28 protein-coding genes and 1 pseudogene are annotated in these 25999 nt (G+C 69.9%); 13 read left to right on the top strand and 16 right to left on the bottom strand.

Going from position 1 to position 25999, the window contains the following annotated elements; genetic code table 11:
• Window positions 1-33: 33 nt before the first annotated feature.
• The 11 genes from TU30_RS10340 to TU30_RS10290 all read right to left on the bottom strand — a co-directional run bounded on the left by TU30_RS10340 (window position 34) and on the right by TU30_RS10290 (window position 7543).
• Window positions 34-423, bottom strand: coding sequence for a hypothetical protein (locus tag TU30_RS10340; protein WP_042167524.1), 390 nt, complete (start codon window positions 421-423; stop codon window positions 34-36).
• Complete coding sequence (locus TU30_RS10335; protein WP_042167521.1) at window positions 420-1205, bottom strand: hypothetical protein; 786 nt, start codon at window positions 1203-1205, stop codon at window positions 420-422. The genes TU30_RS10340 and TU30_RS10335 overlap by 4 nt, the downstream gene beginning before the upstream one ends.
• Window positions 1202-1810, bottom strand: a complete 609-nt coding sequence (locus TU30_RS10330) for a hypothetical protein (RefSeq protein ID WP_042167518.1) — start codon at window positions 1808-1810, stop codon at window positions 1202-1204. The genes TU30_RS10335 and TU30_RS10330 overlap by 4 nt, the downstream gene beginning before the upstream one ends.
• An 11-nt stretch (window positions 1811-1821) precedes the next feature.
• On the bottom strand, window positions 1822-2010 hold the full coding sequence (locus TU30_RS10325; RefSeq protein WP_042167516.1) for a hypothetical protein: 189 nt from the start codon (window positions 2008-2010) through the stop codon (window positions 1822-1824).
• Window positions 2011-2045: 35 nt separating this feature from the next.
• On the bottom strand, window positions 2046-2297 hold the full coding sequence (locus tag TU30_RS10320) for a hypothetical protein (protein ID WP_042167513.1): 252 nt from the start codon (window positions 2295-2297) through the stop codon (window positions 2046-2048).
• A gap of 139 nt (window positions 2298-2436) precedes the next feature.
• Window positions 2437-4692 carry a hypothetical protein gene (locus tag TU30_RS10315; protein ID WP_052479772.1) on the bottom strand — a complete coding sequence of 752 codons (2256 nt, stop codon included), beginning with the start codon at window positions 4690-4692 and terminating at the stop codon, window positions 2437-2439.
• A gap of 80 nt (window positions 4693-4772) precedes the next feature.
• Entirely contained in the window at window positions 4773-5156 is a 384-nt protein-coding gene (locus TU30_RS10310; protein ID WP_042167510.1) for an RRQRL motif-containing zinc-binding protein, read from the bottom strand.
• Window positions 5156-5806, bottom strand: coding sequence for a GGDEF domain-containing protein (locus TU30_RS10305; RefSeq protein ID WP_042167507.1), 651 nt, complete (start codon window positions 5804-5806; stop codon window positions 5156-5158). Before TU30_RS10305 ends, TU30_RS10310 begins: the two co-directional genes overlap by 1 nt.
• Window positions 5803-6801, bottom strand: a complete 999-nt coding sequence (locus TU30_RS10300; RefSeq protein ID WP_042167504.1) for a DUF2637 domain-containing protein — start codon at window positions 6799-6801, stop codon at window positions 5803-5805. The genes TU30_RS10305 and TU30_RS10300 overlap by 4 nt, the downstream gene beginning before the upstream one ends.
• Complete coding sequence (locus tag TU30_RS10295; RefSeq protein WP_042167501.1) at window positions 6798-7247, bottom strand: Pycsar system effector family protein; 450 nt, start codon at window positions 7245-7247, stop codon at window positions 6798-6800. Before TU30_RS10295 ends, TU30_RS10300 begins: the two co-directional genes overlap by 4 nt.
• The gene (locus tag TU30_RS10290; protein WP_042167499.1) at window positions 7244-7543 is read right to left on the bottom strand and encodes a hypothetical protein; all 300 of its coding nucleotides are present in this window, start codon (window positions 7541-7543) and stop codon (window positions 7244-7246) included. Before TU30_RS10290 ends, TU30_RS10295 begins: the two co-directional genes overlap by 4 nt.
• A 317-nt stretch (window positions 7544-7860) precedes the next feature.
• Here TU30_RS10290 and TU30_RS10285 point away from each other — a divergent pair, with 317 nt between their 5' ends.
• Together TU30_RS10285 and TU30_RS10280 are read left to right on the top strand one after the other, a co-directional pair.
• Window positions 7861-8628 carry a helix-turn-helix domain-containing protein gene (locus TU30_RS10285; protein WP_042167783.1) on the top strand — a complete coding sequence of 256 codons (768 nt, stop codon included), beginning with the start codon at window positions 7861-7863 and terminating at the stop codon, window positions 8626-8628.
• Window positions 8628-9101, top strand: coding sequence for an NUDIX domain-containing protein (locus tag TU30_RS10280; RefSeq protein ID WP_042167495.1), 474 nt, complete (start codon window positions 8628-8630; stop codon window positions 9099-9101). The genes TU30_RS10285 and TU30_RS10280 overlap by 1 nt, the downstream gene beginning before the upstream one ends.
• Here the strand turns inward: TU30_RS10280 and TU30_RS10275 are convergent.
• Together TU30_RS10275 and TU30_RS10270 are read right to left on the bottom strand one after the other, a co-directional pair.
• The gene (locus TU30_RS10275) at window positions 9089-9658 is read right to left on the bottom strand and encodes an HD domain-containing protein (protein ID WP_199816845.1); all 570 of its coding nucleotides are present in this window, start codon (window positions 9656-9658) and stop codon (window positions 9089-9091) included. The genes TU30_RS10280 and TU30_RS10275 overlap by 13 nt on opposite strands.
• 11 nt (window positions 9659-9669) lie before the next feature.
• A complete protein-coding gene (locus TU30_RS10270) occupies window positions 9670-10116 on the bottom strand; it encodes a GntR family transcriptional regulator (RefSeq protein WP_042167490.1) in 447 nt (148 codons plus the stop codon).
• A gap of 229 nt (window positions 10117-10345) precedes the next feature.
• On the opposite strand from TU30_RS10270, the gene TU30_RS35965 reads away from it, so the two are divergent.
• Window positions 10346-11383 (top strand): hypothetical protein, encoded by a 1038-nt coding sequence (locus tag TU30_RS35965; RefSeq protein WP_158719309.1) that lies wholly within the window; start codon window positions 10346-10348, stop codon window positions 11381-11383.
• 594 nt (window positions 11384-11977) lie between these two features.
• Here TU30_RS35965 and TU30_RS10265 read toward each other — a convergent pair.
• Window positions 11978-13233 (bottom strand): IS3 family transposase gene (locus tag TU30_RS10265; RefSeq protein WP_107068418.1). Its coding sequence is split into 2 segments (ribosomal slippage): window positions 11978-12951 and window positions 12951-13233, totalling 1257 coding nucleotides; the frame shifts between segments, so codons are not numbered across the junction.
• Window positions 13234-13465: 232 nt separating this feature from the next.
• On the opposite strand from TU30_RS10265, the gene TU30_RS10255 reads away from it, so the two are divergent.
• From TU30_RS10255 to TU30_RS10210, 10 genes are all read left to right on the top strand, one after another.
• Complete coding sequence (locus tag TU30_RS10255) at window positions 13466-14722, top strand: ATP-grasp domain-containing protein (protein WP_199816844.1); 1257 nt, start codon at window positions 13466-13468, stop codon at window positions 14720-14722.
• The gene (locus TU30_RS10250; RefSeq protein WP_042167482.1) at window positions 14719-15567 is read left to right on the top strand and encodes a hypothetical protein; all 849 of its coding nucleotides are present in this window, start codon (window positions 14719-14721) and stop codon (window positions 15565-15567) included. The genes TU30_RS10255 and TU30_RS10250 overlap by 4 nt, the downstream gene beginning before the upstream one ends.
• On the top strand, window positions 15564-16661 hold the full coding sequence (locus TU30_RS10245) for a PLP-dependent cysteine synthase family protein (protein WP_042167479.1): 1098 nt from the start codon (window positions 15564-15566) through the stop codon (window positions 16659-16661). Before TU30_RS10250 ends, TU30_RS10245 begins: the two co-directional genes overlap by 4 nt.
• Window positions 16658-17719: a dipeptide epimerase gene (locus TU30_RS10240; RefSeq protein ID WP_042167478.1), complete on the top strand. Its 1062-nt coding sequence runs from the start codon at window positions 16658-16660 to the stop codon at window positions 17717-17719. The genes TU30_RS10245 and TU30_RS10240 overlap by 4 nt, the downstream gene beginning before the upstream one ends.
• Window positions 17703-18983, top strand: coding sequence for an MFS transporter (locus TU30_RS10235; protein ID WP_042167477.1), 1281 nt, complete (start codon window positions 17703-17705; stop codon window positions 18981-18983). Before TU30_RS10240 ends, TU30_RS10235 begins: the two co-directional genes overlap by 17 nt.
• The gene (locus TU30_RS10230) at window positions 18980-19789 is read left to right on the top strand and encodes a class I SAM-dependent methyltransferase (RefSeq protein WP_042167476.1); all 810 of its coding nucleotides are present in this window, start codon (window positions 18980-18982) and stop codon (window positions 19787-19789) included. Before TU30_RS10235 ends, TU30_RS10230 begins: the two co-directional genes overlap by 4 nt.
• Window positions 19790-19878: 89 nt before the next feature.
• Window positions 19879-21489, top strand: coding sequence for an ABC transporter substrate-binding protein (locus TU30_RS10225; RefSeq protein WP_042167475.1), 1611 nt, complete (start codon window positions 19879-19881; stop codon window positions 21487-21489).
• Window positions 21486-22439, top strand: a complete 954-nt coding sequence (locus TU30_RS10220; RefSeq protein WP_042167473.1) for an ABC transporter permease — start codon at window positions 21486-21488, stop codon at window positions 22437-22439. Before TU30_RS10225 ends, TU30_RS10220 begins: the two co-directional genes overlap by 4 nt.
• On the top strand, window positions 22436-23308 hold the full coding sequence (locus tag TU30_RS10215; RefSeq protein ID WP_042167471.1) for an ABC transporter permease: 873 nt from the start codon (window positions 22436-22438) through the stop codon (window positions 23306-23308). The genes TU30_RS10220 and TU30_RS10215 overlap by 4 nt, the downstream gene beginning before the upstream one ends.
• A 113-nt stretch (window positions 23309-23421) precedes the next feature.
• Window positions 23422-25005 carry an ABC transporter ATP-binding protein gene (locus TU30_RS10210; protein ID WP_234307833.1) on the top strand — a complete coding sequence of 528 codons (1584 nt, stop codon included), beginning with the start codon at window positions 23422-23424 and terminating at the stop codon, window positions 25003-25005.
• A 425-nt stretch (window positions 25006-25430) separates the two neighbouring features.
• On the opposite strand, the pseudogene TU30_RS10205 reads toward TU30_RS10210, so the two are convergent.
• Window positions 25431-25778: pseudogene (locus tag TU30_RS10205) on the bottom strand (transposase); the annotation flags it as partial.
• Entirely contained in the window at window positions 25777-25950 is a 174-nt protein-coding gene (locus TU30_RS35290) for a hypothetical protein (protein WP_176726199.1), read from the bottom strand. The gene TU30_RS35290 and the pseudogene TU30_RS10205, both read right to left, overlap by 2 nt.
• Window positions 25951-25999: the final 49 nt, after the last annotated feature.

The following is a 25999-nucleotide window of genomic DNA, read 5'->3' as shown; positions in this document are numbered from 1 at the left end:
ACCTTGCTGGGGAGTCCCGCCGCCGCGGCGTTGCTACTCGGAGCCGATGTCGTAGCCGAGCGGACCGAGGGCACTGTGCGCGCGGTCCAAGTGGTCGGTGAGGGTCTGGGCAATCAGCGTGGCGGAGGCAAGACCGGAGCGGGCTTCGGCCAGGTGGTCATCCGGCGCACCGTGGTCCGCAGTGACCGCCCCGGTCTTGGCGAGCGCCCCCAGGAAGCGGGAGATCTGCTCGAAGCTCTGCGGCAGTCGCTGGGTGAGCTGTTTGAGCGACGCAACCAGCGCGTACGCGTCGCCGGGGTAGGTCAGCTCTCCCTTGGCGTTCTGGGTGGCGTGATTGAGGCTGCGGATCGCATCCGCAGCCTGGTTCGCCAGGTCCTGGGGGTGCGCGTTCGTCGTGGTCGGCCTCTCGGTTCGGGGCGTCATGCTGCGTCTCCTTCGGGGGTGTCGTCACCGAGTGGCGGTTGGTGCCACGGCGGCAGGCTGTTGAGGGTGCGAGCACGCCAGTTGAGGGCGTAGGGCTGGCAGTTGGCACAGTTCTTGTGCGGGTGGCCGGGCAGGGGCGGTTTGCGGCGGGCGTCGTAGGACCAGGCGAGGGAGTCAGCCGATGCGAGGCTCTGTCCGCAGCTGCGCAGGCCGAGGGTCTTGAAGCCGAAGCCGTGCAGTCTCAGCCCCTGCGCGGCGAGGGTCGTGACGATCGCGGCGGCTTCCCCGGTGGCTTGGCGGCGGCATACGGAGCCGAGTCCGACGACGGGTTCGGCCACCAGGTCGACACCGGCCCGCTCGTAGGCGTCGGCGCAGGCAAGGTAGTCGTCCAGCTCCCAGCCTTGGAGGACGGGGATGATGGGCAGATCCGGGGCCGCTCCGCGCAGGTGAAGGAAGTTGTCGATCGTGCGCCGCTGGTGTTCGCCCACGCTCAGGCCGGTCAGGCCGGTGATCCAGGGCTCGCACATCCAGTCCATCGGAGCGGCCCACGTCATGCGGCCGATCTCGTCACGGAAGCGGCGGACTGCGGCGAGATAGGTGCTGATGGTGGTGCGCCAGGTGCCGTGCATGGACAGTTCGGTGAACCCACCGGAGTCCAGAGCCCACGGCGCTATGGCGCGCGGCAGTGTGCGGCGGGTCGCGAGACGGCGGTAGGAGACGAACAGCGGCACATTCGCGGTGCCCAGCCACTGCGGCTGATGGGTGCCGAGGAAGAACCTCACAGCGCCTCCCGCTCGCCGGCGGCGGGCAGCTGCGGAAGGCTCGCCCGGTTGAGCGCCTGCGGGTCGAAGCCGGGCAGGGTGGCGCGGGTGACGAGTGCCTGCGCAAGCTGTTCGGCGTAGGCCGCACCGGTACGGGCCACCTCGATCTGAGTGGTGGCGCGGAGGGTTTCGACGCGTTCGATGTGGGCGCGTTCCTCGCGGCGGTCGCTCACGTGCCGCTCGTACGCGACGCGCTCCCGGCGGTCGGTGCGCCAGTAGCGTGCGGCGAGCCCGTAGGCGACAGCGGTGGCGAGCACCCACAGCAGCAGCGGCAGGGACAGCCCGTCGGCGTATCCGGCGACCCCGGCCAGGGCGAGCCCGCCAGAGGCGGCGAACGCGGTTCCGGCGAGCACGCCGTCACCGGAGCGACCGAGGGAGGCGCAGGCGCCGGCCGCCGCGGCTCCGAGGGACAGGACGGTCATGAGCACGGCGTTGCCGGTGGAGTGTTCGGCGCCGTTGGCGTTCCAGATGCGGGCCAGGATGAGCACGGTGGACGTGGCGATGGCGGGCGCCGCCTTGGGCGTGATGATGGCGAGCCAGTGCCGGGCGACGATCTGTTCGTTCATGGCCGGACTCCTCAGAGACTCTGGATGGCGTCGATGACGGCGGCGGTGAGTTCGTTGATAGGGCCGGAGGCTCCGGTGGAGGCGAGGAAGAAGCCGAAGGCGGCGGCGGTGAACGCGGAGCCGTATCCGAGGGACTTGGAGCGCAGCAGGAAGAACAGGACGAGTCCGAACAGGGCCACGAGCGAGACGGTGACGGCCACGGGCGGAGCCTCCTTCGAGTGGTGGGGGCGGGTGGTCAGTTGGTGCCTTCGCGGTAGATCCGCTGGGCACGGTTGAAGATCCAGCGCCCGGCGCGTATGCGCTTGCCGGTGGCCTTGCAGCGGCGGCAGCTCTTGCCGCGCTTGGGGCGTCCCTTGCGGTCGGTGGTGGTGGCGAAGCCGAAGCCGTTGCACTTGCGGCAGGTGCCGAACGGGCTGGCCGCACACAGAGCGCTGTAACCGAGCGTGATGAACATCAGGCAAGCGATAGCAAGGGCGATGAGGGTCATCGGGGGCCCTTTCTCGGGGTTTTCGGGGTTTTCGCAGGTGGGGTGCTATGCGCTAGATGGCAGATCAGGTGCTATGTGGGGTGCTAGCGGGGGTGCTACCGGTAGCAGGTGAGCCCGCTACCGGTAGCGGTCCGGCGGGCTAGGCGGCGCCCCGGTTTTCGTCACGCTCCGCAATCGCGTTCGTGAGGTCGTCGCGGACGATGCCGCGGCGGGTGGTGCGCTCGCCGTCGTCGGTCGTCCCGGCCACGCCGGTGGTCTTGATGCCGTGCGGCTTGAGTGCGCTGGTGACGTTCTCGCCCTTCCAGCCGCCGTAGACCTCCGGGCGCAGTTCGGCGAGCCGAGCGGCGATCCGCTCGTTCCATACGCGCTTCTCCGTCGGCGGCACGACCGCGGCCACGTCGGCAAGCAGGTCGTACGACGGGCCCGCCGTGCTGTCGGCGTCCTCTCCGAGGGCGTGCCCGGACAGGGTGCCTTCGGCCTTGCGCAGGGCGAGCGCGCGCTGAGCGATGGCGTTGGTGGCCGGGTCGTCCAGGTAGGCGGTGCGGACCACGACCGGCAGCGCGGTGGCTCCGGCGAGGTAGCCGTTGCCGGCGTCGATCTCGGGACGGAACGACGTGGCGCGCACGCCGTTCTTGTACGCGGACGTACCGAGGATCATGTCGTTCTCGACCTGTCCGGCGACCTTGAGGGCGAAGCGGATGGAGACGTTGCCGCTGATGCCGGTCGGAAGCGAGTCCTTGTCGGGCCGCTGCGTGGCGAGCACGAGGATCACGCCCAGGGCGCGACCGAGCTTGATGATGAACTCGGCATCGTCACCAGCCTGTTTGCCGTACTTGGGGTGCGCGAACAGGTTCTGGCACTCGTCGAACACGCCGACCAGCGGCCACAGCTTCAGCGAGCGCTTGTCGGCAATGGAGCGGGTGACGCGCTTGTCCGGGCACAGGTCCCGCGGGAGCTTCTTGATCGCAGCCGCGCGGCGCATGACTTCCTCGCGCAGCAGCTTCAGGGAGTCGGCCGCGTACTTGATCGAGTCGTCGTCGATGCCGGAGACGAACCGGTGGCTGACGCATTCGAGAGAGTCCAGGTCACCGGTGCCCTTGTTCTCGTGCAGCCACAGTTCCACCGACGGGTCAAGGGCGGCGCCGCAGGCCAGCACGCGCACGGAGGCGGTCTTGCCCTGGCCGGGCAGCGAGCCGACCAGGATGTTGTGCTGGATCATCGGTACGGACTGGGCACGGCCGCGCGGGTCGATGCCGAACGGGACGCGCTTGAAGATGTCGTGCTTGCGGACGTTGGCGAGCGCCCATTTCACGGTGCCGGTCTTGGACAGGTCCCGGTCCCCGACCCACAGGATGAGCCGTCCCTCGTGCTCGTTGGGGTCGGCGTCGGGCCACACGCAGCCCAGTGGGCGGCGCAGGCCGGAGGCGAGCCGGGCGCGCCGGTCGGCCACGTCCGCGACCGTGACGCCCAACGGCAGGTCGATGTCAGCGCGCCAACCCGGACCCTCGCGGGTGATCGGGGCGACGAACCGGATGCCGTCCTGTCCCTTGGCGACCGCGGATGCGATCTGCCCGATACCGATGGAGGCCATGGCCTTGACCACGATGTCGCTGGTGAGCTTCTGCACCTCGGTCTTGATGACCGCGCGGGAAGCCAGCGGCGCATCCGCCGGCGCACCCAGCCAGCCCAGCGTCAGCACGGCGACCGCGGCGGCGATGAGCTGTGTCATCAGCTCCGCCCCGAACACCAGGAACAGGCCCGCAACCAGGGCGAACAGTCCGCCAAGGAACGTGAGGAGCATCCGCAGGCGTACCCGGCGGTCCCGCTGCCGGGACAGCTTCAGGTACAGCTCGGAATTCTCGCGGCGCGCCTCTGCCTGCCGTAGCGGCTCGCCCTCCGCGTCGACCGCCCAACGGCCGATCCTGCCCAGGGCGTTGACCAGGCCGCTCGGGGAGCGCCAGATGAGCTTGGGCACGTACAGGAACGGCACGCGGACCGCGTGGAAGGCGATGGTGTGCCCCACGTGCCCGGCCAGCCAGCCCATCGCGTCCTTGAACTCCGCGCCCGACTTCATCCACACCGGGATGATGTCCAGCCGCTTGGAGTCGCGGATGCGGTCGATCAGACCGGGGCCCGACCGAGTCGGCGCCGGGCGGTCGACCAGAGCCGGGCCGGAGTCGTCCGACTCCCCCTCGCTCGGGTCGGCCGACTCGGTCGGCTTCGAGTCGCCCGACCGGTCGGGCGCGGAGTCGGGCGACGCGTCGGGGGTGCCGTCGGCCGACTCGGTGCGGGCCGACCGGGCCTTGTCCAGGTCGACCACGTCGCCCTTGGAGTCGGTGGCCATCTCGGCTTCGAGTCGGTTGAACAGTTCGTTGTCGTCGTCGGGGTGCTTCACTTGGGGTTCCTTCTCTCGGGAGGGATGCGGGGCCCGGACGCTGCTTTGGTCGGTTGAGACCGGGCCCCGTGTTGAGCGGGTCAGGCGGCGCGCTGGTCTTCGGGGTAAGCGCAGGGGACGCACACCCCGAGCGAGGTCGGGATGCAGTAGCTGTAGGTGATCCGGCACTGCGGGCAGGTGCGGCGGGCGAGCATCGCCAGGGCGAGCGCGCCCCACTTGCGCGAGGTCATCGGGCGGACCGGCTTCGCGCAGTCGATGCGGTAGAGGTAAGCGACCTGAACGCCGGACTTGCGGCCCCGGTGGCGGCGCATCACCTGCGCGGCGACCGGTTGTCCGCCCGGCCGCAGCCCCTTCTCGCGCAGCTGTCGGCGGGTGGCGTAGCCGTCCGGGGCGAAGCGCCACGGGAACGTGGGGATGCCGAACCGGGTGCCGTGCGGGTCGAAGCACTTGGCGTAGGGCGACATCAGGCAGCCACCCCCACGACCGGAGCGTCCGCGCGGGCGCCCGTGCGGCCTGCGCGCCGCCCGGTGACTGTGGCGAACAGCCGACCCAGCCCCGCCCGGCGGGTACCGGCGTGAGCCTGCTTGGCCGCGTACATCGCCTCATCCGCACGGCGCAGCAGCGCGGACAGGTCGTCGTCGGGGAAGTCGGCGGCGCGCACCCAGCCGAGAGAGACCGTGGTGTGTACGGCGGGGCCCTGGCTGTCGACCGGGCGGGCGAGCACGCCGTGCAGCACGGCGAGCATGTCTCCGGCGGTGCCGTGGTCGTCGATCAGGACGGCGGCGAACTCATCGCCCCCGAGCCGCCCGGCCACCCCCGCACGGCCGACGTGGTGGGCGAGCCGGTCCGCAGTCGCCTGCAACAACACGTCCCCGGCAGCGTGCCCGAAGGTGTCGTTGATCTGCTTGAACTTGTCGACGTCGGCCAGCACCACGACCGCGCGCGGGTCCCTCAACAGGGCGGTAGCGCGGCGGGTGAACGCCTCCCGCGTCCGCAGCCCGGTCAGCGGGTCGCGACGGGCGACGTTCAGGCGCCGCCGCAGCCACAGCGTGTGGGCCGTCCAGCCGGAGGCGACCGGAGCCGCCGCGGCCAGCATGGTCATCAGGGTGTTCATGCCGCCGCCCCCTCGGTGCCTTCGTCGTCGCCGTCGACGGAGTGCAGGCGGCGCCCATCGGCCCGCTCGTTCAGCAGCAGGTCACGCAGGACACGGGAGTTCGCGGCAGAGCAGTGCAGCGTGGTGCGGATGGCTTCCGCGTTGATCGCGTCGTCCGTCCAGTCGGCCGTAGCCGCGCGCGCTTCGGTGAGCAGTTCCGCCGGGGTCCGCGGCGCCTTCGTCGCCTTGCCCTTGGTGCTGGCCGGGCGCTTGCGCGGCGGCTTGGGCGCCTCCGCCTTCGGCTTCTCCGTCTCCTTCGGCGGCACAGGCAGGACAGGCGGGATATCCTCGCTCGCCGGGGCCAATTCCCCCAGCTTCAGCAGCACGCGTTCCGGGCGCGGGGTCTTCGACCGCCACCGCCGACCGTGCTCCTCACGCAGCCGGGCGCGGGCCAACTGCCGCTCACGCTCCCGCTTCAGCGCCTCGGAGTACGACGTGATCTCCCACAGCGTCATCCGCCGCCACAGGGCGAACGTCGACAGCGGGGCCAGCATCCAGCGGGAGAACCGCACCTTCTCCATCCGCCGGCCGGTCGCGGCGCCGATCCGCACGGCGTAGATGTGCGCGCCGATCTCGGAGAACACCACCCACAGCAGCGGCATCGTGCCGTGCGCGACCTTCGCCCACAGCGACTCACCAGCAGCGACGTTCAGCCCACACGTGATCAGCGTCAGCACCCAGGGCACAAACCGCACCCACGCAAGCGCCATGTCCATCCGGATCAACAGCAGGTTGGCCACGGTGAACACCGGAATGGCCACGTCGATACCGACCGGCAGCATCCACGGCTCACCGAAACCCCACCGGGCGGCAGCAGAGGAGACTGCATCGAAGGATGCGATCAGTCCCAGGGCCCCGACACCGGCCGCGGCGAGCGCCCCCAGCCCGGCAAGGCCCATCTCCGGGCGCGTCAGCGGCGGCACCGCCGGACGCTCGATGCTCTGCGTCTTCGTCATGCCGCACCCCCGGCCACGATCAGGGCCGCGACGATGAGCAGCGCACCACCCGCGCAGGTGAGGTCAACCGCACGGCGCAGGCCGGTGAACTTGGCCACAGCGAGGCGGGACAGACCCGCGATGTCCGCGCTGAGGCGGTCCTCACGCAGGTGGGCGGTGATCTCCTCAGCGGTGAGCGTCGCCCACAGCGGGAAGCCGTGCCGACCGCGCAGGTTCGGGCGCACCGACCGCAGCAGTAGACCGGCCGCCGCGACCAACAGCGCCATGCCCGCGCCGCCCACCGCGAGAGAAGCGGTGTTCAGCGGCATGTCCTTGGCGACCGTCCAGGCTCCGGCCAGCACTGCGCCCACGAACGCCAGCAACAGACCGGTCTTCGTGTCCGTCCGCGCAATCTCCGCCTTCACCTCGGCGTGCGCAGCCGTCAGCTTCGTCTCCGGGGCGCTCATGCCGCCGCCCCCTTCCGGAAGGACAGGCGGCGCCCGGTCGGGCGTACCAGCGGAACGACGTTGAACAGCTCCGGGGCGTGCGCCTCGATCACCTCAGCGGCGATACGGGCCACGTCGTCCGGCAGGTTGCTGTACTCCGGGTCGGCCAGGATGTCGCGCGCCGCGTCCAGGCGAGCCGCGCGCTCTTCCGCCGTCTCACCCTCGGCCCCGAGCCACAGCTCAACCGGGGTGCCCAGGGCGAGTTCCACGAAGTCCTCTACCGATACGGCCTGTTGGCGGCCGATGTACGTACGCATGGACGTTCTCCTGAATCGATGGGACAGGGAGAGGTCCGGCGGCGGGCGACCTTGCTGGGGAGTCCCGCCACCGAACATGTGCGCGTCGATACACGCCCTCCGCGATGGAGAACATGTATTACGTGTTCCTCATCGTGCAGTGAGAGGTTCGCTGCGTCAAGCCCTTCGACTGTTGACGTTCGCGAGCCCCTCGCGCTCGATGTACCTACAGAGTGGCGGCGATGACAGCGACGCTCGACTTCGCACCTGTACGACTCGGGTCGTCCTTGGCTAGCGTGAAGTCGTACCAAGTCGTCCCGAGTGAGCGGAGGTTGGACGTGGCGAACGAGCGACTGCGTGGCGCGATAGTCGACCTGGGCCTGACCCTTGACGAGGTCGCTGAACGGCTCGGTGTCGCGGCCAAGACGGTCGAACGCTGGATCAACGACCCGGACCGCAAGCCGTATCGGCGCTTCCAGTACGCGACCGCCTCACTTCTGAAGTGCGAAGTCTCGTACCTCTGGCCGGACGAACGAACGTCGGCCGAAGTGACCGCCACCGGCAACGCGGAGTTGGTGAGGCTGTATCCGCACCGGTCCGTCGTGATGCAGACCCTTTGGACGAACCTGTACTCCAAGGCGACCCGACAGTTTGACCTACTGGTGTACTCGGGGTTCTGGCTCACCGAGGACGCGACGTTTCACCGCATCGTGAAAGAGAAGTCGGCTGACGGAGTACCCATCCGCTTCATGTTGGGAGAGCCGGACTCGCAGGCCGTGGCCGTACGGGGCGACGACGAAGGGATCGGCGTCGCGATGGCGGGCAAGATTCGCAACGCCCTCATCAACTACGGCCCGCTCTTTGGCCTCCCAGGTGTCGAGTTCCGCTTGCACGGCACCACGCTCTACAACTCGATCTACCGGGCCGATGACGAGATGCTGGCGAACGGCCACCTATACGGGGTCGGCGCCTACATGGCTCCCGTGCTCCATCTGCAACGCGTCCCCGGCGGCGAACTCTTCGATGCCTACGCTGAGAGCGTTGAAAAGGTATGGCAGTCGGCCCGTCCGATCTCATCACCCGACGATTGGGAAGGCACACCCTGATGAGCCGCATTGACTACTTCCGCGACCCGAACGCGCCTAAGGCAAATTCGGTGGTCCCCTCGGTGACGGCAGTTATCCGCGACGATACGGGGAAACTGTTGCTCATCCACAAGACCGACAATGACCTTTGGGCCCTACCCGGTGGTGGCCACGATATCGGCGAGCGCATCGCGGACACGGTGGTTCGTGAGGTCCGGGAAGAGACCGGTATCGACGTTGAGGTTGACAACATCGTCGGGCTCTATACCGACCCCGAGCACGTGTTGGCGTACGACGACGGTGAAATCCGGCAACAGTTCTCCATCTGCTTCCGAGCCCACTCGGTCGGCGGTTCCCTGCGCACAAGCAGCGAATCGAAAGAGGTCCGCTGGATTGATCCGGCGGACCTTGACGGGCTGGATATCCACCCTTCGATGATGCTACGCATCCGGCACGGCCTCGATGACGCGCGGCGGGAACCCTACATTGGCTGACCACCGACGGAAACGTCCGCCATCCGGTCACCGACTCGCTTCGACGCTGCATGGATCTCGGGGGCCGCGCGCTGAATGAACCGCCCGACGATGGTGTCCGGGCCGTACCTCTGCACGATCTCATCCAGCCGTGCCGCCGGCGTTGTCTGCGTGCCGTCCGGCGTCGTCGTCATGTCGCAGTAGAGCAAGGCGTCGACCAGGTCGGGGCGCTCTAGCTCGAACTCGCTCTCAAGTTCCCGACGAAGCCCGCGTTCCTCCGCTTCGAGCAAGGCACAGGAGTGATGCGCCACAAGACGAACGACCCGTTCGTCCGCGCCTTCCTGATCTCTGAGGAACCGCGCGCCGTCCAAGGGGTGAAAGCCCGTGGCGGCAATGGCTGGCGAGTAGCCGATGTCATGCAGCACGGCGGCGGCCTCCAACAGCTGCGCGTCGTCCCCCAGGATGGGGCTCAGGGAGCAAGCACGCTTGGCGACCCCGAGCGAGTGCGCCCACCGGCGCGGGAGCGGATCGGAAAGCAGCGATTCAGAGAGCGTGTACGCCCACTCAGTAAGTCCCATGACGGCCAAGACTACGACCGGGCGGTGCGAGTCGGGAGTGCACACACGGTTCGCCCCTTGCCGTGCACGGTGGCAAGCACCCCGTTTCCTTCCATCTGGGCGAGAACTCGGCGCACCGCGGTCCGGGAGGCTCCGAACCGCTCACACAGCTTCGATTCGGACGGGTACGCGTCACCGACCGAGAGGGAGTCCTCTTGGATCACGTCCGTCATGCGCTCCGCGAGCGACCGGCGGTCACCTCCCCGAACCACGCGCCACCCGATGCCGGGAGCGGACTCGACAACCCCGTCACCTTCGAGAACCTTGAGCGCGCGACGGATCGTGTTCCGGGAGACTTGGTGCGAGTCCATCAGCTCGGCTTCCGACGGCAGGGCCTCCCTGCCTCCTTCGGCCTGAATCTCGTTTCGTAGCGTCTCCGCAATGACCAGGTAGGTTCCGCGCGGACTGACCTCCGGCACTCCGGCTCCTCTCGCTCTTCAACGCTCGCTGCCAAGGGTGCCACGAGGCAAACAAGACGTCATCGGACGGGCAGTGTCCTGCCTGTCCGGCTGTCCGGATGAGTCGCTGACCTGCGGCAAGAGCCCGGACAGGCGAAAGGCGGGCTGTCCGGGCTGTCCGCTTACGCACGCCACGGCTCCCCCAGGGGCGCCGCCCCGGCATGATCGGCCGACCAAATGGTAAGGGAACTTGCTCGAAGTGCTGACGTGCAGCGCGCAGTTGTGGAAACATCCCGCCATGTCTTGGCAGATGGCTCTGGAATACCTACGCACACTCGTCTGGCCAGCCGTTGTGCTGACTCTCGGCTTCACCTTCAGGAAGCAACTAGCATCACTGTTCGGTCGCGTCGAGTCTGTTGAGACTCCCCTTGGAACAGTGGCCTTTGAAAAGCAGGCTGATGCAGTTGCTCAGGAAGCTGCCGAAATCGGGAGTGAAATGGCAAGCGAACTAGCAGCAGCAGAGACGGCACATCCGGCGATAGAGGATACAGAGAAACCGGAAATCCCGAGCGAAGAACCGCAGCAGATCACGCGACCGCAATATTCAGGTAGCGATCTTTCTGACCTGTTCGAGCTTGCAGAGACGGAGACGACTGCCGCGGTCATGGCCGCATGGCGGGAGGTAGAAAGGGCCCTGAAGGCCGCAGGGACAAAACACGGGGTTGCCCGGATATCTCCACAGACCCTGTCCAACATGGGCTTGCTCTCCGATGAACTCGCCCGCTCAGTCGAGGACCTGCGCCACCTGCGGAACCGAGTCGCCCATGAAGGCGATATCCTTCTAACCAAAAGCGGTGCACGATCATACATCACAGCCGCGCAGCGCATCGTGGAAGCTTTGGAACTGTCACAAGACCCACGGTTCCAAGCGCTTCAATATGAGCGGTCTGTAGTCGACGCCTTGGGGCGCGCGGGATTGCCTGCTGAACCGGGATACCGGGACGATGAATTCGACGCTTATGGGCAGACTCCAGCCGGGACCTCGATCGCGACAGAAATCCGATTCCGCCGCCGGGGAGTGCTACGGATGCGTGATATCGAGAAGGTAGTTTCCAAGCTCCCTTCCCTTGCCTCCAATGTCCTAATAGTGACCAATGCTCCACTTTCCGAAGATGTGCGGGAGTTCAACCGAACCTACGACAGTCGACCCCTCTGCGAGGTAGTGCAGTGGCAGGGCGATGAGGACACGCACTTGTTGGCTCGGGCCATTGGGCGCCTGGCCGGTTGAGCGGTGCGCCGCATAGGAGAGGGCTGTAACACAGGGGTGTTACAGCCCGTCGGCGGAGCCGACCCCCCAATGGGCGCAGGAGCCGGAGGCGACTCCCGACTTCGCACTATCTGCGATACACGAGGGCACCCCACGCCTCCCGCGATCAAGGAATCTGCTGGTCAGAGCCGATTCCCAAGCCGATCACTGAACGTGCTCCGGAGCCGTGTGCGCAGGTTCGAATCCTGCCGGGGGCACCGCAGGTCAGGTGCCTGAAAGGCCCTCTGATCAGGCAATACGCCAGATCGGGGGGCCTGCAGCCATCTGCAGCCAAGCGCCACCGAATGCACCCGCAGGACAGCCCCTGCGGGACATGTGCGGGATCGGACATTGACTGACCTTTAGGGCCGGCCGGAACAAAGGAAACACCCCGAGGCGTCCACCTCGGGGCGCTAAGTGTGACCATTGTCACGCGTATTCGAGTAGCAGTTTCTCGATCCGCTGGTTCGCGACGACATGTCGCCCGTGGAGACATGTCGCGTATCTAGCGAGCAGGACTTCTACTGTGTTCCCGGCGCGCTCGGCAACTGAACCGCCCCGGGTTCGGCAGAGATCTCAGACTGTGGTGATGGCCTGGGGTTTCGTGCGTTCGGTGTAGTGGTTGGCTTCGTGTTCGGCGGGTGGGACGTGGCCTATCTCACCGTGGAGTCGTCGGTGGTTGTACCAGTCGACCCACTCGGCGGTGGCGAGCTCGACATCGGGCAGCGTCTTCCATGGGCGTCGGGGCTTGATCAGCTCAGTCTTGAACAGGCCGATCGTGCTCTCCATCAGGGTGTTGTCGTAGGCGTCGCCGACCGATCCGATCGAGGCGGCGATGCCGGCGGCGTCCAGATGCTCGGCAAGCCGGAAACTCGTGTATTGGGACCCGGCGTCGGAATGATGGATCAACTCACCCGGCTGGACGGGCTGTTCGTCGCGGTCGCGTCGCCGGATCGCCATCTCCAGGGCGTCCAGCACGAAGACCGTCTCCTTCACGGTCGCGGCGGACCAGCCGACGATCCGGCGGGAGAAGGTGTCCACGACGAACGCGACGTAGACGACACCCGCCCAGGTCTTCACGTGGGTGAAGCCCGCGACCCAGCACCGGTTCGGGGCGGCGGCGACGACGAAGTCGCGGTCGACCAGATCGGGAGCCCGCTCGGCCTGTCCGCCGGGGAGTGTGGTGATGACGCGCTTGCCGCGCACCGCACCCTGGATGCCGAGCTCGCGCATCAGGCGCTCGACGGTGCAGCGGGCCACGGCATGTCCCTGCCGGTTCAGCTCTTGCCAGATCTTCCTCGCGCCGTAGACGCGGTAGTTGGACGTGCAGACGTCCTGGATCCACTCCTTGAGACCCTCGTCGCGCACGGAACGGGCCGAGGGAGTTTCGAGGCGTTTCTTGCAGGCGTAGTACGTGGAAGGGGCGATCTTGCAGTCGTGCCCGGTGAGCGTTCTGCAGATCGGCTCGACACCGCCGAAGCGGTCCCGGTGCTCGTCGACGAACGCTACGAGCGCGTGTGTGGCCGGTCGAGCTCGGCCTCGAAGAAAGACGCCGCCGCCTTCAGGATGTCGTTCGCCCGCTTCAGCTCGGCGTTCTCCTTCTTCAGCGCCTTGAGCTGGGCGGACTCCTGCGTCGTCGTCCCCGGCCGCTGTCCGGCGTCGATCTCGTGCTGCTTCACCCAGTTCCGCAGCGTCTCCCGGGAACCGATGTCCAACTTTTCGGCGACGGACTGCAGCGCTGCCGTCTCGGTCGGGTAGTCGCCGCGGACCTCGGCGAACATGCGCACCGCGCGACGGCGCAGCTCAAGCGGGTAACGGGAAGGTCGTGCCATGACTCAACCCTTTCACGGAATCGAGTCTCTACCTGACCCGGGGCGGTTCAGAGTGCGACGGGCACACGGAGTCACGGAGTTTCTTCAGATAGTTCCACCGACGCACCTGACAATGAAAATGATTACCGATAACGTGTCTACGGCAAAGCCCGGCCGGCCTCCTCCCGGAGGCGTGGTCGGGCTGCCCTGACGTCTGAACCGCATGGCGCCAAACGGCACGAAAAGGGGAGCTGTGGCTCATCTGCTGGTGGTCGAGAGCTGGGTCGGGTCGATGAGCAGGCTGCTGCCACGGGCGATACGGGAGGGGGGGCACGAGTTCACGTTCCTCACCCGCGATCTGCATCACTACCTGCGTTCGGCGCCCGAGGGGACGGCGCACCCGCTGCTCGGGGCGCGCAACGTGATCACGGCGGACACCAACGACACCGAGGCCCTGCTGCCGGAAGTCGAGCGGCTGCACGCGGTGTTCGGGTTCGACGGTGTGATCACGTCCTGCGACTACTACGTGTCGACGGTGGCGCAGATAGCCGGGCGGCTCGGTCTGCCCGCTTCGAGCCCCGACGCGGTCGAGAACGCCTGTCGCAAGGACGCCACCCGCCGCGTCCTGGCCGATGCCGGGGTGCCCGGGCCGCGCTTCGCGGTGCACGAGGAGTGGGCGGACATCGCGCGGGCGGCGCGGGAGATCGGCTACCCGCTGGTGGTCAAGCCCGTCGACCTGTGCGCGGGCATGTACGTGCGGCGCGTGGACGACGAGGAGCAACTCGCGGCCGCCGTGGGGGCGCTGGCCGACTTCCCGGTCAACGCGCGCGGGCAGCGGCGGGCGCCCGTGGTGCTGCTCGAAGAACTCCTGGACGGCCCGGAGGTGAGCGTCGAGACCGTCTCGCACGCGGGTGCGGTCCATGTGGTCGGGGTGACCGACAAGAGCATCGGCGGGGCGCCCGCGTTCATCGAGACCGGCCACATGTTCCCCGCCGCCCTGTCGGCCGCGGACGCCGAGGCCGCCGAACAGACCGCACTCGGCGCACTCAAGGCACTCGGCCTGACCGACGGCGTCGTGGCGCACACTGAGGTCAAGCTCACCTCTGCCGGGCCGCGCGTGGTCGAGGTCAACCCCCGGCCCGCCGGGAACCGCATCACGGAGCTCGTACGTCACGTCACGGGCATCGACCTGGCCGCGGCTTTCGTGGACGTCTCCCTGGGCCGCGCACCCGGCCTGCAGCACACGGACACCGGGTTGCGCAGCGCCGCGATCGGCTTCCTGGTACCGGAGACCGCGGGCACGCTCGAAGCCCTGGACGGCAGCCGTCTGCGGGCCCTGCCGGACGTGCTGGAGGTGCAGCTCGCCGAGCCCGGCAAGCAGGTGAAGGCGGCGGGCAGCAACAACGAGTACCTCGGGCACGTCATCGCGGGCGATACCGAAGGGCTGGGCGCCCGCGACCGGGTCGAGGAACTGCTTGGCGAGCTGCGGTCCGGGCTGGTGATCCGATGAGCCCCGCCATCTCGGCGTCCACCCGCGTGACGACGTACGACGCACTCGTGGCCCAGGCCCGCGCCGGCGAGTTCGGCCCTGATCCGGCCGCCCTGCGGATCGCTGTGGCCTTCACCACACGGCAGGCCGTACGGCACGACGGGCGCGGTACCGGCTACCGCAACGAGGTCCTCAGCCTGCGCCTTGCCGAGGCCGTCGGCAGTTGCGCAGTCGAGCCCGGCGCGCTGCCCGACAGCGCGGTCGAGGACTGCGTCGGCGCGGACGTGGCCCGGCTGCTGGAGCATCCGCTGCCGCCGGTGCGCGTGGCCGCCCTCGACGCCTACCTGATGCACGTCGCCCCGCACACCCCGGACAACGGGGCCCGGCCCGTGCCGCTGGCGGCCGGGACGTCGCTGGAGAAGTCCCGGGCCCGGGCGCGGGCGGTGGTCGAGCTGCTCGACCTGCCGCCGGGGGCGACGGTGCTCGTGGTCGGCGTGGTCAACTCCCTGCTGGAGGCGCTGCGTGCGCGCGGACTGGGCTACGTTCCGTGTGACCTCAAGGGCGGGGTCACTGAGTGGGACGAGCCGGTCGTCATCGATGCGCTGGCCGAGGCCGGCCGGTGTGACGCACTGCTGGTGTCCGGGATGGCGCTGGGCAACGGGACCTTCGAGCCGCTGCGGGAGCACGCGCTGCGGCGCGGCAAGCAGCTGGTGACGTTCGCCCAGACCGGCAGCGCCGTGCTGCCCCGCTTCCTGGGCCACGGGGTGAGCGCGGTGTGTGCGGAGCCGTACCCCTTCTTCTGGCTGGACGGCGGCCCCGGAACCGTCCACCGCTACCGCGCCGGCACTCCGGGAGGCGCCCGGTGACAGCGACCGCCCCAACCGATATACGGTCCGCCGCCCGCCCGGAGCTGCTCACCCTGCTCGGTCGTACCCCTGTCGTGCGCATCACGGCCGGCCTGCCGGAACCGCACCCCGGCTTCTGGGCCAAGCTCGAAGGGCTCGCCGCGGGCGGCATGAAGGCCCGGGCCGCCGTTTCCATGCTGGTGGGCGCGCGCGAGCGCGGCGAACTGCGCCCCGGCGCCCCGGTGGTGGAGTCCACCTCCGGCACCCTCGGCATCGGGCTCGCCTTCGCAGGGCAGGCCCTCGGCCACCCCATCGTGCTGGTCGGCGACAGCGAACTGGAGCCGTCCATGAGGCAGTTGCTGCACTCCCACGGAGTGCGCCTGGAGATCGTGGACCGGCCCGCGTCTCAGGGCGGCTGGCAGGCCGCACGCCTGGCACGGCTCCAAGAGCTGCTCGCCGTGCTGCCCGGCGCCTACTGGCCCGACCAGTACAACAACCCCGACAACTGCGCCGGTTACGCCTCCCTGGCCGCCGAACTCGCCGTCCAGCTCGACCACCTGGACATCCTGGTGTGCAGCGTCGGCACCGGCGGGCACAGCGCCGGCATCATCGGTCCGCTGCGCCGTCACTGGCCCGCGCTGCGGCTGATCGGCGTCGACTCCACCGGCTCCACGATCTTCGGCCAGCCTGCCCGGCCCCGGCTGATGCGCGGCCTGGGCAGCAGCATCCACCCGCGCAACGTCGCCTACGACGCCTACGACGAGGTCCACTGGGTCGGCCCGGCCGAGGCCGTGGACAGCTGCCGCCGCCTGGCCCGCGGCAGCTTCGTCAGCGGCGGCTGGAGTGCCGGAGCCGCCGCCCGCGTCGCCGCCTGGGCCGCCCGCGTCCACCCCGGCGCCGTAGTCGCCACCATCTTCCCCGACGGACCTCACCGCTACCTCGGCACCGTCTACGACGACGACTTCGCCACCGCCCACGGCCTCGACCCGTCCACGGCGGCCACCCGGCCCGTCGAGATCCCGCATCCGCACGCGGCCGAGGCAACCGACTGGGTGCGGTGCACGCGAGTCGCTGACCCGCTGAAGGCCGTCCCCCCTTCGGAAAGGAACCCGTGAAGGCCAGCCGGCGCACCGTACGTCTCGATCTCACCGAGCCGCTGCGCATCTCCCGCTCTACCATGTCTGCCCGCGAAGCCGTGTGGCTGACCATCGAACACGAAGGCGTCACCGGGCACGGTGAGGCCGTCACCAGCCTCTATTACCGTCTCGACGCCGAGACCCTTGAAGGGCTCTTCGCTGCCGCCGGTACGGAACTCGCCCGCTTCCCCGATCCCGAGAACGCCCTGGAGGCCCTGCGGGCGAAAGAGGTGGGCGGTGACGGCATTCCCCCGGCCGTGACGGCCGCAGTCGAGGCGGCGCTGCTCGACCTCGTCGGCAAGCGCGCGGGCAGCCCCGTCCACCGGCTCCTGGGGGCCGCGGAGCCCCCGGTCGCCGCGACGGCCCGCACCATCGGCATCACGTCCCTCGCGCACGCGTCGGCGCAGGCCCGCTGTCTCGCCGCGAGCGGCTTCGAAGTGATCAAAGTCAAGGCGGGGTTGCCGGATCCGGAGGACGATGTCGAGCGGGTCCGCGTCGTCCGCGACGCCGCGCCCCGAGCCCGGGTTCTCCTCGACCCCAACGGCGCCTGGACCACGGCGCAGGCCGAGGCGCTGCTGCCCCGGTTCGCCGACCTCGGTGTCGAGGCAGTCGAACAGCCCTTCGCACCAGGCGATCCCGAGGCGCTGGGTGCCCTGGCCGAGCGCTCACCGCTGCCGGTCATCGCCGACGAGGACGCCGTGAACCTGGAGGACGTGCGCCGGCTGGCCGGACGCGTCCAGGGCGTCAACGTCAAGCTCGCCAAGTGCGGCGGAGTGCACGCGGCCCTGCGCATCGCCGAGTTGATCGACGGCAGCGGCACCGAGCTGATGCTCGGCTGCCTGACCGCCAGCAGCCTCGGCCTCGCGCCCGCCGTCCACCTCGCCGACCGCGCCCGCTGGGCCGACCTCGACGGACACCTGCTGCTCGCCCACGACCCGTGGACCGGCATAGGCGGCGAGGACGGCTACGTACGGGCAAGCGCCCTGCCCGGGCTGGGTATCGAGCCGCGGGAGGTGCGCCGTGAAGACGTGGCGTGAGATGCGCCGCTTCCCGCTCGCGGTCCGGCTTCTGCTGGTCAACCAGCTCGGCGTCAACACTGGCTTCTACCTCCTCATCCCCTACCTCGCCACCCACCTCACCGAGAACCTGGGCATGTCCGCCGCCGTCGTCGGTGTCGTGCTCGGCGTACGCAACCTCAGCCAGCAGGGCCTGTTCATCATCGGCGGCTCGGCCTCCGACCGGCTCGGCGCGCGCGGTGTCATCATCGCCGGCTGTGCTCTGCGCACCCTGGGGTTCGCGCTGTTCGCGCTCGGCGACAACCTGGCCATCCTGCTCGCCGCCTCCGTACTCAGCGGCTTCGCCGGGGCGCTGTTCAACCCCGCCGTACGCGCCTACATCGCCCAGGAGGCCGACGAGCGCAAGGCCGAGGCATTCGCCCTGTTCAACGTGTTCGCCACCACCGGGGCCCTGATCGGGCCGCTGCTGGGCAGCGCGCTGCTTCTCGTGGACTTCCGCACGTCGGCCCTGACCGCGGCCGGGATCTTCGCCGTCCTCACCGTCGCGCAGGCCCTGGTCCTGCCCGCCCGGGAGGTCGAACCGAGCAAGGGCACCGTGCTCGCGGACTGGCGCGAGGTCCTCGGCAACCGGGCCTTCCTCGCCTTCGCGCTCGCCATGGTCGGCATGTTCACCCTGGAGAACCAGCTGTACCTGCTGCTGCCCGACGGAGCACGGCAGGCCACCGGCTGGGACGGCGCGGCCGGCCTCGTCTTCCTCGTCGGCACCCTCGCCAGTCTCACCCTGCAACTGCGCATCACCCGCGCCCTGAAGGAGCGAGAGGGCAGGGCACGCTGGATTTCCACCGGGCTCGGCCTGATGGCGCTGGCGTTCCTGCCGCCCGCCATGGTGGCCGGTGGCTCCGGTGGGCCGACCGGCACGATGGACGCGGCGCTGCGCGCCCTGCCCGTGCTGGCGGGAACCCTGCTGCTCTACCTCGGCGTGATGGTCGCCCAGCCGTTCGTCATGGAGCTGATCCCCGGCTTCGGCCGCCCCGAACTGACCGGCACCTACTTCGGGATCTTCTACGTCGTCTCGGGCATCGCCGCCGCCGTCGGCAACACCGTCGTCGGCTGGGCCATGGACGCCGGGGAGCGGGGCGACGCGGGCTGGCTGCCGTGGGCGTGCTGCGCGCTGTTCGGGCTCGCGTCCGCGCTGGGCGTGGCGTGGCTGCACCGGCTGGGATCGCTGCCGACGCCGTCGGAGCCCGCCGCCCCCGCGACCGCCCGAGGAAGGACACCTGCATGACCTCGACGACGACCGCCAGTGCGCACAACCTACTCACGGACAACCCCGAGCTGTACGAGGCCCGCTTCCCCGACCCCGACCGGCTCGCCGGACGCTGGACCGAGGACTGCCTGCGGCGGCACGGGGCGGGCCCGCGCGTGCTGGACATCGGCTGTGGCACCGGCCGCGACGCCACCCACCTGCACGGCGCTGGCCGCAGGGTGACCGGCGCCGACCTCTCCGAGGCGATGCTCGCCCACGCCCGCACCCACCACCCCGGACCCGAGTACGTCCACGCCGACCTGCACAGCTTCGACCTGGGCCGGGCGGCCTTCGACGCGATCGTCTGCCTGGACAGCGCCCTGCTGTACTGCCACACCAACGACCAGCTCGACGGCTTTCTCGCCTCCTGCCGCCGCTCGCTGGTCCCCGGCGGACTGCTGGTCGGCGAGATGCGCAACGGCGCGTATTCCCTCGGCCGTACCGACCTGCTGGACGCACCCGCCGTCAACTCCTTCACCTGGCAGGGCACCGCCTACCGGTCCACCACCACGCTCACAGTGGACCGTGCGGCCCAACTCCTGTGCCGTACACGGGTGTGGACCGCGAACGACGGGTCGGAGCCCGTCGAGCAGCGTTCCGCGTGGCGGCTGCTGTTCCCGCAGGAGCTGCGCCACCTCCTGGCCGCGCACGGCTTCGAGGTCCTGGAGCTCCATGACGGCCCGGGCCCGCGCACCGAGCCGCCCTGGCACGAGGGCCTGCTCCCCGGCCGTACCGCCGACGCCGACCGGCTGCACGTGGTGGCACGCCTGACCGAGTCCGTTTGACCGAGCCCGCCTCTGCGCCCCTGACGCCCCGAAGCTGTCCCCTCCCCCCGCACCGCAACGGCACATCCACTCACACCGAGGAAACACACATGCACGACGAATCCAGCCGTCATCTCCCCTCCCCGGACCGCCTCCCGGGTCTGCGCCGCCGCGGCTTCCTCGCCGCCACGGGTGCCGCCTCGCTCGGCGCGATCGCCCTCGCCGGATGCGGCGGCTCCGGCTCCGCCGATGACGGGAGCAAGGGCGACGGCACACCGAAGCGGGGCGGGCGGCTGCGCGCCGCGTTCGCGGGCGGCGGCGCCAGCGAGACCCTCGACCCGCACCTGTCCAGCCTCTTCGCCGACGTCGCCCGCGCCAAGGCGCTCTTCGACAAGCTCGCCGACTACGGCCCCGACCTGTCCGCCCAGCCCCGTCTAGCGGAGAAGTGGGAGTCCAACAAGGCCCTGGACCGCTGGCAGGTCGTCCTGCGCAAGGCGACCTTCCACGACGGGAAGCCGGTCACCGCCGAGGACGTCCTCTACAGCTACCGCCGCATCGCCGACCCCAAGCAGGCGTTCCGCGCCAAGGCATCCCTGGAGCCCATCGACCTCGACGCCAGCCGCGCCGACGGCGAGCGGACCATCGAGTTCGTGCTCAAGCGGCCGACCGCCGAATTCCCCAACATCCTGGCCGCGTTCGGCGCATACATCGTCCCCGAGAACTCCGGTGAATCGGCCGACTTCGACAAGAAGCCGATCGGCTCAGGCCCCTTCCGCTTCGTCTCCTTCGCCCCCGGCCGCTCGGCCGTCTTCCGCCGCTACGACGACCACTGGGACGGCGCCCCGCTGCTCGACGAGCTCGAGTTCGTCGTCGCCAACGACGAGTCCGCACGCGTCAACGCCCTCCTCGGCGGGCAGGTCGAGTACGCCAACGAGCTCAACCCCACCACCGCCCGCGCCCACGAGGGCAAGGGGCAGATCGAGATCGTGCGGCTGCGCAACAGTGCCATGCAGGCGTTCTGCATGAAGACCGACCGGGCGCCCTTCGACGACAAGCGGGTGCGCGAGGCGTTCTTCCTGATCGCCGACCGCCAGGAGCTCGTCGAGGGCTCCCTGTCCGGCGCGGGCGTGGTGGGCAACGACCTGTTCGGCAAGGGCTACCAGTACTACGCCGCCGACCTCCCGCAGCGCGAGCAGGACCTCGACAAGGCCCGCGCCCTGCTCAAGCAGGCCGGCGCCGAGAAACTGAAGGTCACCCTGGACACCTCGGCCGTCGCCGCCGGGTTCACCGAGTCTGCCAGCATCTTCCGCGACCAGGCCGCCAAGGCGGGCGTCACGATCGACGTGAAGATGGGCAGCAAGGACTCGTACTGGAGCGACATCCTCGACAACGGCACCCTGTGCTGCTATCGCTCCGGCGCCATGCCCATCGAGGCCCACATATCCCAGCGCCTGCTCACCGACTCCACCACCAACGCCACCAAGTGGCAGCACAAGGACTTCGACACCCTCTACCAGCAGGCCCAGTCCACCCGCGACAAGACCGAACGGACCGCCGTCTACGAGCGGATGCAGCGGCGTCTCTACGCCGAGGGCGGCTTCCTCATCTGGGGCTTCGCGGACTGGATCATCGGAACGGCCCGGAGTGTGAAGGGAGTGGAGACCAAGGCGCCCGCCAACACGCTCGACTGGGCCCGCTTCGACAAGGTGTGGCTCGGGTGAGCGGACTGCGCTCCTTCGTCGCCCGGCGGCTGCTCCTCGGCGTCGCGCAGACCGTGGCCGTGGTGCTGCTGGTCTTCGCGCTCACCGAGGCGCTGCCCGGCGACGCCGCCGTCTCCCTGGCCGGCGACCAGCCCGACCCGGCCCGCATCGAGGCCATCCGCGCAGCCATGAACCTGGACCAGCCCGCGTGGCAGCGGCTGGCCGACTGGGCGGCCGGGCTTCTGCGCGGTGACCTCGGCACGTCGCTCGCCTCCGACCGCCCGGTCAGCCAGTACATCGCCGACGGCTTCGGCCCCACCCTGCTGCTGGCCGCCCTCACCGTGGCGCTGCTCGTGCCGGTCGGCTTCGGGCTCGGCATACTGGCCGCCCGCCGCGAAGGAGGGTTCATCGACCGGCTGATCAGCTCCGCGACGCTCGCCGTGTACGCGGTGCCCGAGTTCGCCCTCGGCGTGCTGCTGGTGACCGTCCTCGCGATCCAGCTGCGCTGGCTGCCGCCGACCGCCGTCGGCTACGGCACCGACCTGCTCGGCCACCCGGCGGCGCTCGTGCTGCCCGTGCTCGTCCTACTCGCCCGCCCCGTCTGCTCCCTGTCCCGCCTGGTGCGCGCCGGCATGATCGACGCACTCGCCTCACCCTACGTGGCTCAAGCCCACCGCTACGGCATCTCCGGCGCCCGCGTCCGTTACGCCCACGCTCTTCCCAACGCCCTCGCCCCCGCCACGCAGCAACTCGCGCGCACCATCGACTGGCTGCTGTCCGGCGTCATCGTCGTGGAGGCCCTGTACGTGATACCCGGACTCGGCACCGTCCTGCTGAACGCCGTCGCCGAACGCGACGTACCCGTCGTCCAGGGACTCGCCGTGGTGTTCGGCATCCTGACCGTCGTGCTGAACCTGGGCGCCGACCTGGTCTCCCACCGCCTTGCACCCCGGGCGGGGGTGGCCGCGTGAAACACCTGCGCACGGGCCGCTTCGCACTCGGCCTCACCGTCGTCGCCGTACCCCTCGTCCTCGCCCTCCTCGGCCCCGTGTTCGCGGGCGAACCAGGCCCACGGGCCGCTTCCTTCACCTTCGGCGACGGCCACTGGCTCGGTTCCGACTTCGTCGGCCGCGACGTCTGGCAGCAGGTGCTGCACGGCGGCCGCCCGGTCGTGCTGACCGCCCTCGCCGCCACCGCCCTCGCCTATCTCGTGGCCCTGCCCCTCGGACTCGTCAGCGCTCTCACCCACCACCGCTGGCTGGAAGAGCTGCTGATGCGGCCCCCGGACGTCCTGCTCGCCATCCCGTCACTGCTGCTGATCCTGCTGGCCGCCACGGTGTTCTCCCCCGGCACCATCGGGCTCGCCCTGCTCGTTGCCCTGGTCAACGTGCCCGACGCGGCACGCCTCGTACGCGCCGCCGCCACGGAGGCCGCCGCCCGCCCCGCCGTCGAGGCGCTGCGCATGCAGGGCGAGACGTGGTGGCGGATGGCCGTCGGCTACGTAGGCCGGTCCATGCTGCGCACCCTGGCCGCCGACGCCGGCACCCGGCTCACCGGCGTGCTCTACCTGGTCGCCACGGCCGCGTTCCTCGGCGTCGGCGTCGCCCCCGACGCCGCCGACTGGGCGGTCATGGTCGACCGCAACCGCACCGGCCTGTTCGTCCAGCCGTGGGCCGTGGTCGTCCCCGCCCTGCTGATCGTGGCCCTGACGATGGGCACCAATCTTCTGTTCGACGCCGCGCTGGCGGGCGACCGCCGCAGCGACCGGGGCAGAGGCAGGAAGCTCCCGGGCGTACCCAGGTCCACCAGCAGCCGGGCAAGGAGTGAAGCACGTCCGTGAACCACGAGAACTGCGAGTACTACACGACAGACCCGGCCGGTACGTCCGGCTCGGTGAGGCCGACCGGGCCAGCGGGCTCGGCCGGCCCGGACAGCGTGGTCGGCCTGCCTGACGTGCTCGCCCGCTCTGGAGACGCTGCCGAAGAGGCCGTGGCCGAGGTCCGCGACCTGCGCGTCGAGATCGACGGCCGGGCGATCGTCGACGGAGTGAACCTCAGAGCCCTGCCAGGGAAGGTCACGGCGCTGGTCGGCGCCTCCGGGAGCGGCAAGACCACCACCGGTCTCGCTCTGCTCGGCGAGTACCCGCCGGGCGCCCACGTCACCGGCGACGTACGCCTGGCGGCCGACGGCCTGGTCGGCTACATCCCCCAGCACCCGGCGGCCGTCCTCAACCCCGCCCGCCGTATCTCCGCCCTCCTGACCGACATCGCCCGCGCCCGGGTCCGCCACCTGCCGCTGGGGCAGCGCCGGGCGGCGGCCCGCGAACACGTCCTCAGCGCCCTCGCCGAGGCCCAACTCCCGGACGCCGAAGCTCTGCTGCGGCGCTACCCGCACCAGCTCTCCGGCGGCCAGCAGCAACGCGTCGTCCTCGCCCAGGCGCTGCTGCTCGGCGCCCGCGTCATCGTCGCCGACGAGCCCACCACCGGGCAGGATGCCCTGACCAAGAGCCGCATCGTCGACCAGTTCGCGGCCGTCGCGGCACACGGCATCGCCGTCGTCCTGCTCAGCCACGACCTGGATGTCGTACGGGCACTTGCCGACGACGTGATCGTGATGCGGGCAGGCCGGGTCGTGGAGTCGGGTCCGGCACAGCGCGTATGGCTCGCGCCCCAGCACGAATGGACCCGCGAACTGCTGTCCGAGCGGCCGGAGTTCGCGGAGCCGGAGAGCACGACCGGCACCGGTCGGCCCGCACGGCCCGTCCTGCGGATACGCGACCTCACCGCCCGCCACAGCGACGGCGCCCAGGGCACGACCACGGTGGTACGCGCCGCCGGGCTCGACCTGCACCCGGGCGAATGCCTGGCCGTCGTCGGCCGCTCCGGCAGCGGCAAGACCACCCTTGCCCGCTGCCTGGCCGGCCTCCACCGCGACCAGGACGGAGAGGTTCTCCTCGACGGCACACCGCTGCCACGCAGCCTGCGCGACCGTGACCGTGCCCAACTGGCGGCCGTGCAGTACGTCTTCCAGGACGCGCGCGCCGCCTTCGACGAGCACCGCCCCGTTGTGCACCAGGTCGCCCGCACGGCAATCCGGCTGCGCGGCACCGATTCAGACACAGCCGGGCGGGAAGCCCTGGCCACCCTGACCAGCCTCGGCCTCCCGGAAGAGCTGGTCCACCGGCGCCCCGGTCAGCTCTCCGGCGGCGAACTCCAGCGCGCCGCCCTCGCCCGCGCCCTGCTCGCCCGCCCCCGCGTCCTGATCTGCGACGAGATCACCTCCGGCCTCGACACCATCACCCGCCGCGGCATCCTCGACACCCTCACGGCACTGGTCCGCGACCGCGACGACCTGTCCCTGGTCCTGATCACCCACGACCTGGAAACCGCGGCCCTGGCCCACCGCATCGCCGTCCTCGACGCCGGGGAACTCGTCGAACAGGGCTCGGTCCGGCAGATCCTCACCGAACCGAGCCACCCGTTCACCGTCTCCCTCATCCGGACCACGGCACGCCTGGCGACCGGAACGGGCACCTGACCATCCGGGCCGCCCGCCCAGCCGGGATCGTGGACATGGCGCTGCGCGGACACTGCAGCCCTGTCGTCGAACCGCGGCCGGGCGGTCGGCTGCCCACACCGAACCCACGGACCTGCACTGCCCACATGCGCCTGCCGGCCGCCGTGCCGTGGCTGGTCCTCGCCGCCGTACCGGCCCTGACGGTGACACTGCTGTCGCGGCGCCCGGACAAAGCCGAGGGCGCGGACACGACTGTCCGAGGTTCCTGCGGGTTCGTCCCGGGCGGCGAGGTAGTAGGGCTTTGTCAACTGCGGGCCCGGTGGGCGGCGCAGGGCTTCGACGGGTCGCGACGTAACGCCGTGAACGGGGAGGACCAGCTCGTCCGGACGGCCGTCCCACGGGCCGAAGCGTCGTGTCGCCGCAGGCCGGGGCCATCCAACGAAGTCCTAGTGTCGTGAGTCTTTGATTCGCTGAAGATGTCCGGCGAGGCGTTCGAGGATCTCGTCCGCGGCCTTCACCCAGGCGAACGGCCGCGGATCTTCGTTCCACAGTTTGATCCAGGCGCGGATGTCGCGTTCCAGGGCCTGGACGTTCTTGTGGATGCCGCGGCGTATCTGCCGCTCGGTCAGCAGTCCGAACCAGCGCTCGACCTGGTTGAGCCAGGAGGAGTGGGTGGGGGTGAAGTGCAGGTGGAAGCGCGGGTGCTCCGCGAGCCGGCGCTGTATCGCCGGTGTCTTGTGCGTGGCGTAGTTGTCGCAGATCAGGTGTACCTCCAGCCCCTCGGGCACCTCCTTACGGCCCCACCACGCACAGCAGTCCGGCCCAGCCCGCCGCCAGGGTCCACACCGGGATCCCGCTTCCCGGGACCAGCACGTGACCGGCCGCCGACAGCGTCACGCAGACCGCGGAGAACACCGCTGCTCTCAGCGGCCTCAGACCGGCGGCAGCCCGTACAGGGATGTTCATGGCGGTCGCCATCACTCCGGGCGCGCGCGGAGCAGCGGACTCCGGAGCC

The organism is Streptomyces sp. NBRC 110035, from assembly GCF_000829695.1.
GTDB lineage: Bacteria > Actinomycetota > Actinomycetes > Streptomycetales > Streptomycetaceae > Streptomyces.
Note: the sequence above shows the minus strand (reverse complement) of the source record. Positions and strands in the feature narration are given on the sequence as shown.

What these genes read in the sequence shown, in the direction of transcription:
- TU30_RS35290 (WP_176726199.1), bottom strand. Translation starts at nt 25,950, where the DNA reads ATGAACATCCCTGTACGGGCTGCCGCCGGTCTGAGGCCGCTGAGAGCA.
- TU30_RS10275 (WP_199816845.1), bottom strand. Translation starts at nt 9,658, where the DNA reads ATGGGACTTACTGAGTGGGCGTACACGCTCTCTGAATCGCTGCTTTCC.
- TU30_RS10295 (WP_042167501.1), bottom strand. Translation starts at nt 7,247, where the DNA reads ATGAGCGCCCCGGAGACGAAGCTGACGGCTGCGCACGCCGAGGTGAAG.
- TU30_RS10225 (WP_042167475.1), top strand. Translation starts at nt 19,879, where the DNA reads ATGCACGACGAATCCAGCCGTCATCTCCCCTCCCCGGACCGCCTCCCG.
- TU30_RS10305 (WP_042167507.1), bottom strand. Translation starts at nt 5,806, where the DNA reads ATGAACACCCTGATGACCATGCTGGCCGCGGCGGCTCCGGTCGCCTCC.
- TU30_RS10310 (WP_042167510.1), bottom strand. Translation starts at nt 5,156, where the DNA reads ATGTCGCCCTACGCCAAGTGCTTCGACCCGCACGGCACCCGGTTCGGC.
- TU30_RS10340 (WP_042167524.1), bottom strand. Translation starts at nt 423, where the DNA reads ATGACGCCCCGAACCGAGAGGCCGACCACGACGAACGCGCACCCCCAG.
- TU30_RS10300 (WP_042167504.1), bottom strand. Translation starts at nt 6,801, where the DNA reads ATGACGAAGACGCAGAGCATCGAGCGTCCGGCGGTGCCGCCGCTGACG.
- TU30_RS10250 (WP_042167482.1), top strand. Translation starts at nt 14,719, where the DNA reads ATGAGCCCCGCCATCTCGGCGTCCACCCGCGTGACGACGTACGACGCA.
- TU30_RS10230 (WP_042167476.1), top strand. Translation starts at nt 18,980, where the DNA reads ATGACCTCGACGACGACCGCCAGTGCGCACAACCTACTCACGGACAAC.
- TU30_RS10330 (WP_042167518.1), bottom strand. Translation starts at nt 1,810, where the DNA reads ATGAACGAACAGATCGTCGCCCGGCACTGGCTCGCCATCATCACGCCC.
- TU30_RS10290 (WP_042167499.1), bottom strand. Translation starts at nt 7,543, where the DNA reads ATGCGTACGTACATCGGCCGCCAACAGGCCGTATCGGTAGAGGACTTC.
- TU30_RS10280 (WP_042167495.1), top strand. Translation starts at nt 8,628, where the DNA reads ATGAGCCGCATTGACTACTTCCGCGACCCGAACGCGCCTAAGGCAAAT.
- TU30_RS10320 (WP_042167513.1), bottom strand. Translation starts at nt 2,297, where the DNA reads ATGACCCTCATCGCCCTTGCTATCGCTTGCCTGATGTTCATCACGCTC.